Annotated in this window: 13 protein-coding genes; 5 read left to right on the plus strand and 8 right to left on the minus strand. The window is 68.7% G+C overall.

Features of this window, described 5'->3' with window-relative positions; translation table 11 throughout:
- Both VN779_RS08990 and VN779_RS08995 read right to left on the minus strand, forming a co-directional pair.
- A partial coding sequence (locus VN779_RS08990; RefSeq protein WP_325721987.1) for an MFS transporter occupies window positions 1-900 on the minus strand: 900 nt, incomplete at its 3' end.
- 110 nt (window positions 901-1,010) lie between these two features.
- The gene (locus VN779_RS08995) at window positions 1,011-1,670 is read right to left on the minus strand and encodes a TetR/AcrR family transcriptional regulator (protein WP_325721988.1); all 660 of its coding nucleotides are present in this window, start codon (window positions 1,668-1,670) and stop codon (window positions 1,011-1,013) included.
- A 290-nt stretch (window positions 1,671-1,960) separates the two neighbouring features.
- Between VN779_RS08995 and VN779_RS09000 the strand changes: the two genes are divergently transcribed.
- Both VN779_RS09000 and VN779_RS09005 read left to right on the plus strand, forming a co-directional pair.
- Entirely contained in the window at window positions 1,961-3,472 is a 1,512-nt protein-coding gene (locus VN779_RS09000) for an FAD-dependent monooxygenase (protein ID WP_325721989.1), read from the plus strand.
- Window positions 3,473-3,518: 46 nt separating this feature from the next.
- The gene (locus VN779_RS09005) at window positions 3,519-4,184 is read left to right on the plus strand and encodes a phosphoribosyltransferase (RefSeq protein WP_325721990.1); all 666 of its coding nucleotides are present in this window, start codon (window positions 3,519-3,521) and stop codon (window positions 4,182-4,184) included.
- A gap of 49 nt (window positions 4,185-4,233) precedes the next feature.
- Here VN779_RS09005 and VN779_RS09010 read toward each other — a convergent pair whose 3' ends face one another.
- The 4 genes from VN779_RS09010 to VN779_RS09025 all read right to left on the minus strand — a co-directional run bounded on the left by VN779_RS09010 (window position 4,234) and on the right by VN779_RS09025 (window position 8,280).
- Window positions 4,234-5,517 carry a PQQ-binding-like beta-propeller repeat protein gene (locus VN779_RS09010; protein ID WP_325721991.1) on the minus strand — a complete coding sequence of 428 codons (1,284 nt, stop codon included), beginning with the start codon at window positions 5,515-5,517 and terminating at the stop codon, window positions 4,234-4,236.
- A 228-nt stretch (window positions 5,518-5,745) separates the two neighbouring features.
- A complete protein-coding gene (locus tag VN779_RS09015) occupies window positions 5,746-6,612 on the minus strand; it encodes an anti-sigma factor (RefSeq protein WP_325721992.1) in 867 nt (288 codons plus the stop codon).
- Window positions 6,609-7,190 carry an ECF RNA polymerase sigma factor SigK gene (gene sigK / locus VN779_RS09020; protein ID WP_325721993.1) on the minus strand — a complete coding sequence of 194 codons (582 nt, stop codon included), beginning with the start codon at window positions 7,188-7,190 and terminating at the stop codon, window positions 6,609-6,611. Before sigK ends, VN779_RS09015 begins: the two co-directional genes overlap by 4 nt.
- A gap of 223 nt (window positions 7,191-7,413) precedes the next feature.
- Window positions 7,414-8,280, minus strand: a complete 867-nt coding sequence (locus VN779_RS09025) for an alpha/beta hydrolase (RefSeq protein ID WP_325721994.1) — start codon at window positions 8,278-8,280, stop codon at window positions 7,414-7,416.
- A gap of 230 nt (window positions 8,281-8,510) precedes the next feature.
- Between VN779_RS09025 and VN779_RS09030 the strand changes: the two genes are divergently transcribed.
- Window positions 8,511-9,851: an NAD(P)/FAD-dependent oxidoreductase gene (locus VN779_RS09030; RefSeq protein WP_325721995.1), complete on the plus strand. Its 1,341-nt coding sequence runs from the start codon at window positions 8,511-8,513 to the stop codon at window positions 9,849-9,851.
- A 2-nt stretch (window positions 9,852-9,853) separates the two neighbouring features.
- Window positions 9,854-10,624: a DUF1365 domain-containing protein gene (locus tag VN779_RS09035; RefSeq protein WP_414639618.1), complete on the plus strand. Its 771-nt coding sequence runs from the start codon at window positions 9,854-9,856 to the stop codon at window positions 10,622-10,624.
- Window positions 10,625-10,635: 11 nt separating this feature from the next.
- Here the strand turns inward: VN779_RS09035 and VN779_RS09040 are convergent, their stop codons facing one another.
- Window positions 10,636-11,394, minus strand: a complete 759-nt coding sequence (locus tag VN779_RS09040; protein WP_325721997.1) for a hypothetical protein — start codon at window positions 11,392-11,394, stop codon at window positions 10,636-10,638.
- Window positions 11,395-11,542: 148 nt separating this feature from the next.
- Window positions 11,543-12,589, minus strand: coding sequence for a S1C family serine protease (locus tag VN779_RS09045; RefSeq protein WP_325721998.1), 1,047 nt, complete (start codon window positions 12,587-12,589; stop codon window positions 11,543-11,545).
- A gap of 404 nt (window positions 12,590-12,993) precedes the next feature.
- On the opposite strand from VN779_RS09045, the gene VN779_RS09050 reads away from it, so the two are divergent.
- Window positions 12,994-13,826 (plus strand): glycosyl hydrolase family 28 protein (locus VN779_RS09050; protein ID WP_325721999.1); only part of this gene is annotated, 833 nt, incomplete at its 3' end.

Raw genomic sequence — 13,826 nt, forward strand, 5'->3', positions numbered from 1 at the left:
CATGCCCGCGCCCAGGATGATCGAGGTCAGGAATGACCCGCCCCGGTTGCGGTGCCAGACCACCCGGAGCGGAAGCAGCGGGTTGGCGATGCGCGACTCCAGGACCACGAAGCCCACCAGCAGCACCGCGGCGATGGTGAAGGAGACCAGCACGGAGGTCGTGGTCCAGCTGTTCTGCTTGGCGGCCTCGGTGAAGCCGTAGACCAGGGCGCCGATGCCGATGCTGGAGAGCACCGTTCCGGGCACGTCGTACCGGGTGTTGCCCTCGGCCTTGCTCTCCCGCACGATCGGCGCGGCAAGTGCCAGCGCGATGGCGGCGATAAAGATGTTCACGAACAAGCACCAGCGCCACGAGGTGTACTGCGTGAGCACGCCGCCGAGCAGCAGCCCGATCGCCGCACCCACTCCGGCGACGGCGCCGAAGACGCCGAACGCCTTGGCCCGGTCCTTCACGTCGGTGAATGTGACCGTGATGATAGAGAGTGCCGCCGGAGCGAGCAGCGCTCCGAAGACGCCCTGCAGCGCGCGGGCCGAGAACAGCATCGCCTCGTTTTGGGCCGCGCCCCCGAGCGCCGAAGCGCCGGCGAAACCGATAAGGCCGATCATGAATATCCGCTTGCGCCCGACGTAGTCGGCGATCCGGCCGCCGAGCAACAGCAGGCCGCCGAAGGCCAGCGTGTACGCGGTGACGATCCACTGGCGGTTTGCGTCGTCGATGTGCAGCGCCAGCTGCGCTGAGGGCATCGCGATGTTCACGATGGTCCCGTCGACGACCACCATCAGCTGCGCGATGGACACGACGATCAGCGCCAGCCACCGCTTCGGGTCCGGCGCGGACAGCGGGTCCGGTGGATGCGAGCCGTTCGTCGCGGCGCGTGAGACAGCGGTGTTTTCAGACATGGATTCCCCTCCAAGGGTCTTGCAAGCGCACCCCGTAAGCGCGCGAGTTTGAACTCCGCGTCGTTGACGAACGAATCTACGACCCGGCACTGACAATTGCGGGAGGGCCGCTACTCGCGGCGGTCACCCTTGGCCGCTGCGCCCTCGTCGCGACAGCATGACCGCAGCAGCGGGATCACGACGTCGTCCACTACATGCTTGCTGTACGTCTCGTCGAACGGCTCATCTGAAGTCAGCTTGCGGGTGAGGATCAGCGCGTACATGACCTCGTGCAGCACTTCGGGATCGGCGTCCGATGAGATCTCGCCTCGATCGGCGGCGTTGCGGATGATGGTCTCGTTGATGCAGTGCTTGGACTCGTAGGTGCACTCGTGCACCGTGCGCCCGAGCGCCGGGTTCCGGGCCGCCGCGGTCAGCACACCGGTGATGACTTCGCCGTCCGGACTGTTGATGAACTCGCAGGCGCGCGACATCAAGGCCATGAGGTCGCCGCGCAGCGAGCCGGTGTCCGGAGCTTCCGGGGTGGGCCCGAACCGGCTGACCAGCGCCTCCGCCACGAGCCCCGGCTTGTCCGGCCAGGTGCGGTAGATCGTCGCCTTGCTGGCGCGAGCGCGCGTGGCGACCGCGTCCATGGTCATCCGGTCGTATCCGACCTCGCCGAGCAGTTCGAACACCGCGTCGCAGATCGCTTCGCGCCGCTCCGGACCGCGCCGGGAGCCGCGCGGCTCCGGCAGGTCAAGCCCGCGCACATCGATCTGGGTGTCGACCACGATGCCCTTCCTTCCCGGCGGTTCTCCGGTGTACGGAACCGTTTCGTATCGGAACTCTACCCGCAGCCGCCTGCTGTACGAAACCGTTTCGTACAGTAATTAATGTGATCCATGTCACAGCGGTCAGCCCGCCGTCGCGTCCATGTTCCCGGTCGGCCCTCGACGGCACAAGAAGGCGCCCGGGAGCGCGAAACCTGCCAACATATGTTGGCCAACGCTTGTTGACTTTTGCTGAACCGCAGATCTACGCTGAAAGCGAGACGGAGCGAATCAGAAGGCGGTGACGCAAGATGGCCGAGACTGTGTACTCAGACCAGGAAGTCGTGATCGTGGGAGCGGGGCCGACCGGGCTGCTCCTCGCCGGGGACCTCGCGGCGCGCGGGGTGGCGTGCACTGTGCTCGAGCGGCGCGTCGGCCCGCCGGACACGACCACCACCCGCGCATTCGCGGTCCACGCCCGCACCTTGGAGCAGCTTGACGCGCGCGGTCTGGCCGACCGGCTGATCGAGACCGGCACCACGGTGGACGGCCTCCGGTTGTACGGCAAGGTGTCGATTTCCTTCGCGCAACTGCCGAGCCGCTTCCCCTACTTGCTGGTCACGCCGCAGTTCAACGTGGAGCGGCTGCTGGAGGAGCGGGCCGTCGCTGCGGGAGCGCGGGTTGTGCGCGGAGTCAGCGTCGTCGGCTTGAGTCAGGACGCCGAGGGCGTTTCGGTGCATGCGCAAGAGTCGGAGTCCGGGGACGAGATCGAGTACCGCGCGAAGTACGTGGTCGGCACGGACGGCGTGCACAGCATCGTGCGTAACGCGCTTGGGCTGCCTTACCCCGGTCAACCGGTTGTCCGTTCCCTGATGCTCGCCGATGTGCGTTTCGCCGAACCGCCGACGGACGTACTGACGGTTGCCGCAGTCGGCGACGTCTTCGCCTTCGTTGCGCCGTTTGGTGACGGTTGGTACCGGACCTTCTGCTGGAACCGCGATCACCAGGTGCCGCCGAGCGCTCCGCTTGAACTGTCTGAAGTTCGCGAGGTGCTTGAGCGCGCGTTCGGAACCGACTTCGGCTTGGCTGAGGCGCGGTGGATGTCCCGATTCCAAAGCGACGAGCGCCAGGTGCCCGAGTATCGGGTCGGGCGGGTGTTCCTGGCCGGGGACGCCGCGCACTGCCACTCGCCGGCCGGCGGCCAGGGCATGAACACCGGCATCCAGGACGCGGCCAACCTCGGCTGGAAGCTGGCCGCGGTGCTCAACGGCCGGACCGCCGATCCCGAGCGGCTGCTGGACAGCTATCACGCCGAACGGCACCCGGTCGGGCGGCAGGTGCTTCGCAGCAGCGGCGCCCTCGTGCGGCTCGCGCTGATCAAGTCGCTGGCTGCGCGTACCGCGCGCGACGTGCTCAGCAGCGCTGCGGTGCGGGTCCCGGCCATCGCGCACCGAGCGACGGACACGGTAAGCGGCATCGGCATCGATTACGGGAAGGTGCCCAGCTTCAACCCGGAGCCCGACGCGCACCCCGCTCCCGGTATCGGCAAGCGCATCGGCGACGTGAATCTCACCGGCGGACGGCTGTATGAGCAGCTGCGCGATGGCCGCTTCGTGCTTATCGGTCAATCCGCCGATGACGCGCGCATCGTCGACGGCTGGAAGGACGACGTCACCTATGCCGTGAGCGCGGAGGCGCAACACGCATTGCAACTCGTACGCCCCGACGGTTACGTGGCGTGGGCCAGCGACGAAGCAGACCCGGCGGCACGTGCATCCGCAGTGCGTAAGGCGTTGACTGTGTGGTGTGGCGAGTCCCGGTGACTCGAGAGCAAGATGCGTTACATGGGGACGAGTGGAGGTGGTGGACATGGACATGCAGCAGGAGCTGGAGGCGCGTTTCGCGGATCGCTCTGCTGCGGGCCGCCGCCTGGCCGCTCGTCTGGAGCACCTGCGTGACCAACGACCGGTGATCCTCGGGCTACCGCGCGGGGGCGTGCCGATCGCGTATGAAGTCGCGCAGGCGCTCGGCGCGCCGCTGGACGTGATCGTCGTACGCAAGCTCGGTGTGCCTTGGCTGCCGGAGCTGGCCATGGGCGCGATCGGCGAGGACGGAAGCCGCGTCGTAGATCGCGCCCTGCTGCGACATGAGCGGATCGCCGACGACCTGCTCGCCGAGGTAGAGGAGCGCGAATCGGCGGAGTTGCGCCGGCGCGCGCAGATCTATCGGGCCGGCCGGGATCCGGTCTCGATCGACGGCCGGCTGGTCGTGCTGATCGACGACGGCATCGCCACCGGCGCGACCGCGCGGGCCGCCTGCCTTGTGGTGAAGCAGCGCGCAGCGGCGCGGGTAGTGCTGGCCACTCCGGTGCTGCCGCCCGACTTGATCAGTCCGCTGGGCCGGGTCGCCGACGAACTGGTATGGCTGTGCGCTCCGGACCCCATGGTGGCGGTCGGCAACTGGTACGAGGACTTCGAACAGCTCACCGACGCCGAGGTGGTCGACCTGCTGGCCCGCGCCGGGCAGTCCCGCTGACGATGTAGCGCAACGGATAGAGCGCAGTGCGGATCAGGCGCAGTGCGGATCAGGAAGCTGAGATGCTGACTGCCGTGATGCCGTCCAACGTACCCACATAAGCGCGGTTCTGGCCGAGGGTAGGCGACGCGAAGTGCGGACCCTTCCCGACCTGCACCTGCGCGATCTGCTTGCCGGTGCGCTGATCGAGTGCGTAGAGGATCCCGGCGCCGTCGTCGATGGACCACACCGCCCCGCCGCCCACGGCCGGCGGGTCGCCCGCGGACTGCGGATCGGCTTGCCAGAGTACGGATACGCCTCTGGCGTCTACGGTCACAGCCCTGATGCCGCCGCGACACGGCAGGTAAGCCGTCGACCCGTCTACCGCCGCGGCGCCATACGCCGCGCACAGCGGCACTTCCGCGAGCTGCCCGCCGATCCCGCCGAGATGATCAGGGCTCAATACGTAGGCGGTGCCGCGCTTTCCGGCGATCAGAACGTATCCGTTGACCACCGCGGGCGACATGGAACCGAGGTCGAGGTCGGCGGCGTTGTCGGCGGACCACGCGGTAGGAGCGAAGAAATCCGCCCGCTTCAGCTCCGGGGTGAGTGCGAGCACTGAGTCGCTGCCGTCATAGTTCCCGGTCTCGGCGCCGTTGCCCACCGCGGCCAGCAGAGTCTGGCCACGCACGACGAGGCCGCCGGGCGTCCAGATGCCGCCGTTGCGCGGGGTCGGCACTCCATACGAGAGCTGATTGCCGCTGCCACTGGCCGGGATCGCGACGACCGAACCCACATAGTTGCCGCAGTCGCCGGCCAAGCCGCCGTACGGGATGTACACCCGGCCGAACGCGACGGTCAGAGCCGATCGTTCCTGCGCGTCCGCCGGAACGCCTGCGGCCGGCTCGGCCGATCGGGTCCACCGCACCGCGCCGGTCGTGGGATCGAGCGCGGCGAGAATGTGATGCCTGCCCTCGGTTTCGGCGAGGACGAACAGGGAGCCGGTGACCGGGTCGTAAGCCGGCGTCGCGGTGATACCGAGCGGATCGATGTTGCCGCAGGGCAGCTGGGAGAGCGGTTCGGGGCGACCAACTGTCGAATGCCACAGCACGTGGCCGTCCGCGGGGGACAGGCCGTAAACCGAGTCGTCTTCCGTCGCTGCGATGACTAAACCGCCGAGGAGCAGCGGCTGACCGTATACCGCACCGTCGAGGTGTGCACGCCACGCGACGCCCAGTTTTCCGGGATGCGTGACGCCGGAAGCGGCACCGTTGCGTGCGTTGTCGCGATGGAACGTGACCCAATCGGACGCGCCGACAGCGAGCGGGGTGCCCGTGGCGGTGGCCTGCGGCATAGGTGTCGACGGGTTCGTAGACGCCACCGATGGAGCCGTTCCGCCGCCTGACGAACACGCCGAAGCTAACGCGGCAAACGCTCCGAAAGCGGCCGTGATCACGAACCTGCGACTACGCATCGCCCCAGTCTCGCAGCGGCTACGAGTTAACGCATGATCGGATATGACTCCGTAAGAACCTGGCGAAGCATCCGCGATCTTGGGTGGCGTCCGCGAGCCCGCGCTGCGTCACGATCCCATCGGCAGCAGCAGGATCGGCGTCGTCGTCGGCTGTACCGAGCCGTGCGCGGGCTCGACGGTCAGACCGATCGTCTGCGCGTCGCCGAGACCGTGCGCCACGATCGGCTTCGGATTGCCGGCGGCAGGAAGCGCCAGCAGGCCGCCGGAGCGGGCACCGCTCGGACCCATCATCCAGAGCTGATAGGCCTTGCCCGGAGGCGGGGCGGCGAGGCCGGTGAACGAGATCACCGCCTCATCGCGGCTGCGCGAGTCCAGCACTGCCGCGTAACCACCCGTGCGTACCTCGGCGCTACCCTTTCGCACGTCCGGGGCGGAGAGAAGTTGCTGCATGACGCCGGCCTGCTGCGACAGCGCGTTGATCTGTTGCTGCTGGCTCGCGGTGTGCACGCCGAGGCCGATCGCTACGCCGGCGAGTGCGGCCGCCGCGGCCCAACCGGCCCAGGCGGAACGACGCAACCGCCGCCGACTCGGGGCAGCGCCGATAGGCGTAACCTGCGCGCCGGACTGCCGAGCAGCTGGTTCGCGCTCGCCGATCTCGCCCGTCTGACCTTCCTCACGTGCGCCGCCCTCACGCCCGCTTCCGCTGCGGCCGCCGAACTCGGCGTCGACCTCGGGCGGTAGCTGACGAGTCACCGCGACCCGTGCGTCGACGGCGGCCTTGAGCCGCGCCGGAGCCTCCAGCGCCACGGCCTTCGCCAGCACCGACGTGACTTCGCGCAGCTCGGCTACCTCCTGGCGGCACGCCGCACACTGCGCCAGGTGCTCCTCGAACGCCTCCCGCTCCGCAGGGTCGAGCGCGTCGCACACATACGCACCGGTCAGGGTGTGCACATCCGGCATCGCGTTCATGCTCATCGCCCCACTCCCAGGCAATCGCGCAGCCTGGCCAACCCGTCGCGCATCCGCGTCTTGACGGTGCCTAGTGGAACCGCGAGCAGCTTCGCGACCTGCGGATATGTGTACCCGTTGTAGTACGCCAAGGTGACCGACTCGCGTTGCAACTCGGTGAGCCCGCCGAGGCAGTGGCGCACCCGCTGCTGCTCAAGCCGGTTTTCCACGGTCTCGACCACGTCGTCGTAGTCGACCACGGCCGAAGCACGCGCCAGCCGCACCTCGCGGTCCTCGGCCGCCTGCTCGGAACGCACCCGATCGACCGCGCGCCGGTGCGCCATGGTCATCACCCAGGCCTGCGCGGAGCCGAGCTGCGGGTTGAAGCGGCTGGCGGTGCGCCACACTTCCACCAGAACCTCCTGCGCCACCTCCTCGGCCTGCGCAGGGTCCCGCAGGATCCGCCTGGCCAGGCCGAAAACCGGCCCGGCGAAGGTCGTGTAGACCTGATCGAACGCGTCCCGATCACCGAGCGCGACCCGGCTCAGGCAGTCCTCGGGCGTCGGCCGGCGCGCGGCAGGACCGGCGGTCTCGGGGCTCGGCACAGTGATCCTCACCACCTTACTTCGAAGCCGCCGGCTCGGCGGATTGGCGCGACGCGCAGCTTCTCAGCCGTGTCGCCGGCAAGCCACTTCGGTCCGCGTTGATCCGCAACCGGCTTTCCGCCGTGTGTGCAATCCGATGCCGCAACTCGAACGGTACGAGCCAGAGGGTGAGTACATGCACGGACTCGCTCCTGAGCTGAGGCGAACACCGCGCCGCCACCGGTCAACGTCGCCGGCTGGCATGCCGCCGGCCGTTCGTGCCATGCGCGCCGAGTTCAAGCGCACCGGCGTCCAGCGCGTCGGTGAGATCCTGCGGCATCGGCTCGACGCCGAGCACGCCCAGGGCGAAATCGCGCACCAGGCCGTGCCAGTAGCCGGGACGCTCCAGCATGGCGTGCCGGGCGCCGCTTACCTGCCAGAAGCAGATCCGGTCCGCCGCGCCCGCGGCCCGCTGTACATATGCGAGCGAGCCGGCGGGGCTGGTCATCGAATCGCGATCGCCGTGCGCGACCAGCACGGTGCGCCCGGCGAGCTGTGCGAACGGCTCCCGCTCAGGCAGCCACGGCGCGAGCGCGGCGACTCCTCGCACCGCCGGGTGCCCCGCGACCCGCAGCGCGGCGCGCCCACCCATCGAGTGGCCGACGAGCACCACTGGGACCTCGCCGAACCGCCGCCCGATCTCTTCCAGCGCCCAATCGGCGTCCTGGACCGGATCGGCGCGCGAGTCATTCCAACCCCGGTAGCGATTGCGCAGCAGCGCCACGCAGGTCCCCGCCTTGCCCGCCGCATCCAGAATCGCCGGAGCGAACATCCGTATCCGGGCCAGCGGCAGGCTGCCGCGCGACACCGGTTCCCGGCTGGTCGACCGGCCGCCGTGAATGAGCAGCACGACGCCCGTGGTCCGCGGGCCGCGCGCCATGATCCGCAACCGTGGCCGCAGCTCAGCCGCGTTGTCGAGTGGGGGGAAACGAGCAGCGCGAGCCTCGGCTTCGCGCCCGCCAAGTTGGTACCGCAGCGTCGTCTCCTTTTCCTCTGCCGCCGCTTCCGCTTCAGCGGTCGCGCCGTGTCGCTCGCAAGTCTGCTCCGTCACGTTACGCAGTTCGTAGCAGGCGGCGGTCCGGTTTGGCGCTGCGGCGGACGGACCGCACCGCGTTACTGCGCTCTGCCCGCGGCGCGCTGGACCAATCGACGACACGCCTATCCGTGCGATGCGTATCCGTGCCAGACGGATGCGCGCGATCCCAATCCGGGCGACACCAATCCGGCGCGGCCCGCGCGCCGAACCAGTACCGAAGCTGCTACCCGAAAGGGGCGTGATCGATGACTCAGCCGACGGCGGATCGGGCCGAACCGGCCAAGGGAAACGCGGCAGGTCGCGCAAGAGTCGCGGTCATCGGGTCCGGAGTCTCCGGACTGACCGCCGCCTACCTGCTGCAACGGCGCTACGACGTGGCTCTGTTCGAAGCAGATCCGCGGCTCGGCGGCCACGCGCACACCCACGAGCTGGCCGGGCACGGCGGCCGCTCGATCGCGGTGGACAGCGGGTTCATCGTGCACAACCTGCGGACCTACCCGCTGCTCACCCGGCTTTTCGACGAACTCGGCGTAGCAACGCAGGACACTGACATGTCCATGAGCGTGCGCTGCGATGGCTGCGGCCTCGAATACGCCGGAGCGCGCGGACTGCTCGGTCTGTTCGCCAGGCCGGACACGGCGCTGCGACCCCGGTATCTGCGCATGCTCGGCGAAATCAAACGGTTTCATCGGCAAGCCCGACGGCTGTTGCGCGAACCGCCCGAGCAGGACGACCCAGGCCTCACCCTTGGCGGTTTCCTGAGCCGCGGCGGGTATTCGCGGTTCTTTGCCGACCACTTCATGGTGCCGCTGGTCTCGGCGGTGTGGTCCACCGGATCAGTGCTCGTAGAGCGGTACCCGGCGCGGTACTTGTTCCGCTTCCTCGACCACCACGGCATGCTCGCGGTGACTGGATCGCCGCGGTGGCGCACAGTGGTCGGTGGATCGCGCACGTATGTCGAGCGAGCCGTCAAAGGTCTGACCGCAGTGCACATCTCCACTCCCGTGCGCGCGGTCGACCGCGGCGCTGACGGCGTGCGGATCGTGGACGATGCCGGCGAGGAGCACACAGCCGACCGCGTGGTGATCGCCACGCACGCCGACCAGGCGCTGCGGTTGCTGGCCGACCCGACCGAGGCCGAGCGGACGGTGCTCGGCGCGATTCCGTATTCGTGCAATGAGACGTTGCTGCACACCGACGCCGAGCTCATGCCGCGCGCCAGCGCCGCACGCAGTTCGTGGAACTACCTGCTCTCCGGCTGCGCGAAACGTCCGGCGACCGACGGCCACACCGGGCAGGCCGCAGTCGTCAGCTACGACATGAATCGGCTGCACCGCTTGGACGAGCCGGCGAACTACCTGGTCACGATGAACGCCACGGAACGTATCCGGCCAGAGCGGGTACTGGCCAGGATGATGTACGAGCACCCCGTCTACACGCCGGAATCCGTCGCGGCGCAATCCCGCCTGCCGCTGCTGAACACGGCGAAGACCGCTTTCGCAGGGGCCTACCACGGTTGGGGATTCCACGAGGATGGCTGCGCTTCCGGCGTGGCAGCCGCCGCCGCATTCGGAGTGACGTGGTGAACGTGCGCGCGAACGCATCTGGCGACAGGGCGCTGATCCCGGCTACCGAGAACGGCGCTGCGCTCTACACGTGCCGGCTGCGACACGTGCGGACAGAACCGATCCGCAACGATTTCACGTACAGGACATACCTTTGGCTGATCGACCTCGACCAGCCACCGCGCATGCCCGGCCCGCTGCGGTTCCTCGCCGGGTTCCGCGCATCGGACCACCTTGGTGATCCGGCGCTCTCACTGCGGCGAAACGTGGACCAGTACCTGGCGCAGCACGAGATCGACCTCACCGACGGCAGGGTGCTGATGCTCGCCGGAGCGCGCGTCTTCGGACACGTATTCAATCCGCTCAGCGTGTACTGGTGCTACGACCGCGATGGCGAACTGCGGTGCGTCATCGCGGAGGTTCACAACACTTACGGTGGACTGCACTGCTATCTGCTCACGCCGGACGAACTGGGCCGGGCGAGCACTGATAAGCAGTTCTACGTCTCGCCGTTCATCCCGATCGAGGGAACCTACCGGATGCTGCTGCCCGAACCGGGCGACCGGCTCGCGCTCTCCATCCGGCTCGATCAGCCAGGGCGTGCGCCCTTCGTCGCGAGCCTGCGCGGCGCGCGACGACCCGCGACGCCCAGGAACGTGCTGCGCACCGCGCTGCGGCTACCGCTGGCACCGCAGCTTGTCAGTGCCCGGATCCGCGTGCAAGGCATCAAGCTTTTCCTACGCGGTCTGAAGGTGATTCCCCGCCCGACCGAGACGGTAAGCGGTAGGCGGTAAGCGTTTGTGACTTAGCGCGCCAACAGTGCCCGCCCGGCATGACCGCGCGAGCCGGCACCGGCCCCAGCCGTCGCGGGCGCCTCGTGCCCGGCATCGCGTGCCGACCGCACGAGCAACTGCCGCGCCTCGTGGTCGCTGAGGTCGGGGTACTCGTCGTACCACTCGTGCACCGGTCGCGGCCACGGCATCTCGCGCACGCACACCAGCGCGTCGACCTGTCCGGCGAGCTGTTGCAGGGCGCTGCGGACTCCCACCGGCACGGCGAGCATCAACGCTTCAGCACCGCGGCGGCGCAGGATCGTCGCCGCCACCGAAGCACCCGCGCCAGTCGCGACGCCCGCGTCCACGAGCACTGCTGTTCGCCCTTCAAGCGGCTGCTGCGGTAGCTGCTCACGCAGCGCGCGACGCAAGTCCTCGGTGCGCGCACCGGCGTGCTCGGCCGTCTTGTGCAGCAGTTCCGGATCGACGCCGAGCCGCACGGCCAGCGGAAGATTGAGAACCGACACGCCCTCCTCGCCGACCGCGCCGAGCACTCCCGGCGGACAGCCGGGTACGGCCAACTCGTGCACCAGGACCGCATCCAACGGCGCCCCGAGCACGGCGGCCAGGTCCACGGCTAATGGCACCCCACGTGGCGCCAGGGCGACCACTACAGGCCGCTCCGGCCGGCGTTTGCGCACCTGCTCGGCCAATCGGCGAGCGGCATCCGCGCGGTTGTGGAAGGTCATCGTCAGCCCACCGCCCTCCCGGTCGCACTCCGGAGACTTCATCCTCGCAGCCGTCTCCGATTTCAGGAAGGGCCTGGCGATCTAACGTCAGGTAGCACGGCCGTTCGATCTCCGTTAACTTCCGGAGCCGGCCGCTGCGCGGCGACTTCGCGGCTGCTGCGCGGTCACGGCGTGGCTGCCGCGGATTCGGTCATCCGGCCGGTCCCGTGCCCAGCGTGACCGACGCGGTCCGCGTCTGGCCGAACTGGTCAGTCCAGCCGACCATCACCGACTGGCCGGGGTGATCGCGGTCGATGAGCGTGACCAGCGTGTTCGGCGAGTCGACCGCCATGCCGCCGAGCGAGGTGATCAGATCGCCCGCCGTCAGGCCCGCGGCCTGCGCAGGCTCTCCCGGCAGCACGTCCACCACCGCGGCGCCGTCGGCCGATGACGCCGCTCCGACCGCGACGCCGAGCTGCGCGGTGGGACCGATGTGCACCGTGGCCGAGGAGGTCCCGGCCGCGATCCGCTTGCCGATCGGCAGCGCGGCAGTGATCGGGATCGCGAACCCGGCGGTGCTGCTCCTACCGCGGAACTGGTAGGTGCTGCCGGCCGCCGTGGTGATACCGATGACTTTGCCCGAGGCCGCCACCAGCGGGCCGCCGGAGTCGCCGGGCTGGACGTTCGCCTTGACCTGGATCAGGCCGGTCAGCTGCTCCGAGCTGCTGGATGACTGGTCGGAAGCGGTGATCGACTGGTTAAGCGCGGTGATGGTGCCTGCCGCGATGGTCAGCGAACCAGTACCGCCTGCATTACCGACCGCCGCAACCGGTTGGCCGACCGATGGCTGCGTAGACGTATCAAGAGGCGCGGTAGCCAGGCCCTGCGCGGCCTGTAGCTGCAGAAGCGCGACGTCGTGCGAGCGGTCGTAGCCCGCGACGGTGGCGGTATACGTGCGTCCGTTGCCGACGTCGGTGACCTGGACTGCTGTGGCGCCCTCGATGACGTGATTGTTCGTCAGCACCTCACCATTGGATGTGAGCACAACGCCGGTGCCGGCCGCCTGCTCCTGCTGCTCGCCGAGGGTGCTGTTGACGAGCACCAGGTCGGGGAAGATCGAGCTGAACTGTGTCGGCCCGGAGTTGTTCGAGCCGCCGCCCTGGTTCGGGCCGGGCCCCACCGGGGAGCCGCGGTCAACGAAGTACGCCGCGATCGCCGCGCAGATCACGATCAGCACGAACGCCGAGCGTGCTCTCATCCGTCGGCCTCACTTCCGGTGCAGGGTAGGACTTCCGGTGCTCGGCAGGACGGCTGCGGCCGGGGAATCGGTGGTCCGGTCGCACTCGGTGCGAGCGTCGCCGGTCAGATCGCAGTGTTGGACGCCAACGAGTGCCCGCGATCGCCGGCCCGGAAACCAGCTGGGGCGAGCCGCAGGTGCGCCACGGCGTTCACGATGTCCAGCACCTTCAGCATCGCCGGCAACCGGGCGCGCAGCACAGCACCAGGTCAATCGCATCGCGAAACCGGTGCAAATCAGGGCTACCCAACCATTCCCGCGCCCTGTACTCTCCTGTCGCAACGGCGCGCAACAGCGCCGTAACGCGGTCGTCAGAGGGTGAACGGCCGCGCATGACGATCCGTCCGATCCTAAGGACCTGTTTCATGCGAGCGTTCACCCGAACTCTGCGTCCTGCCATGCCCAAAGTCAGTGCGCACAAGCTCTCCATCGCCGCCGCGGCCACCGCTGCCGCACTCGTGCTCGGCACGCTGACCGCGGCCACCGCGCAGGCCGCCAGCGTGGCCACCGGCGACAGCCGCTCAGTCAGCCAGCCCTCGCTCCCGGGAGTCTGCCAGACCCTGACGGCGAGCCTGGCCACGAGCAACGAGCAGTTCTCCAGCGGCAACGAAGCCAATCCGCCGGACACCTCCCGGATCCAGAACGCGCTCAACGCGTGTAAGGGAACGAATAAGTCGGTCGAGCTGACCAACAGCGGGAGCAACAACGCGTTCCTGTCCGCGCCGCTGACCATTCCCACCGGCGTGTACCTGGTGATCAACGCCGGCACCACGCTCTACGCCACCCGCGTGGCCAGCCAGTACCAGTCCAGTTCCTCGGACAAGTGCGGCGCGATCTCCAGCAGCGACAACGGCTGCAACCCGTTCATCAAGGTCTCCGGAGCCAACTCAGGCATCGAAGGCATCCGCAACAGCAGCGGCTCTCAGGGCACCATCGACGGCCGCGGCGGCCAGACCATGTGGGGCACCTCGACCACCTGGTGGCAGCTGGCCACGACCGCGGGCAACGAGAGCAAGAAGCAGAACAACCCGCGCCTCATCGTCCTCTCCGGCGCCAACAACGCCACCCTCTACGACATCAACCTGACCAACGGCGCGTTCTTCCACGTCACCTACAAGAGCGGTAACGGCTTCACCGCCTGGGGCGTGCGCATCAAGACCCCGGCCACCGCCCGCAACACCGACGGCATCGACCCGGA

This window comes from Actinocrinis sp., assembly GCF_035605935.1.
In the GTDB taxonomy this organism is placed as follows: Bacteria; Actinomycetota; Actinomycetes; order Streptomycetales; family Catenulisporaceae; genus Actinocrinis.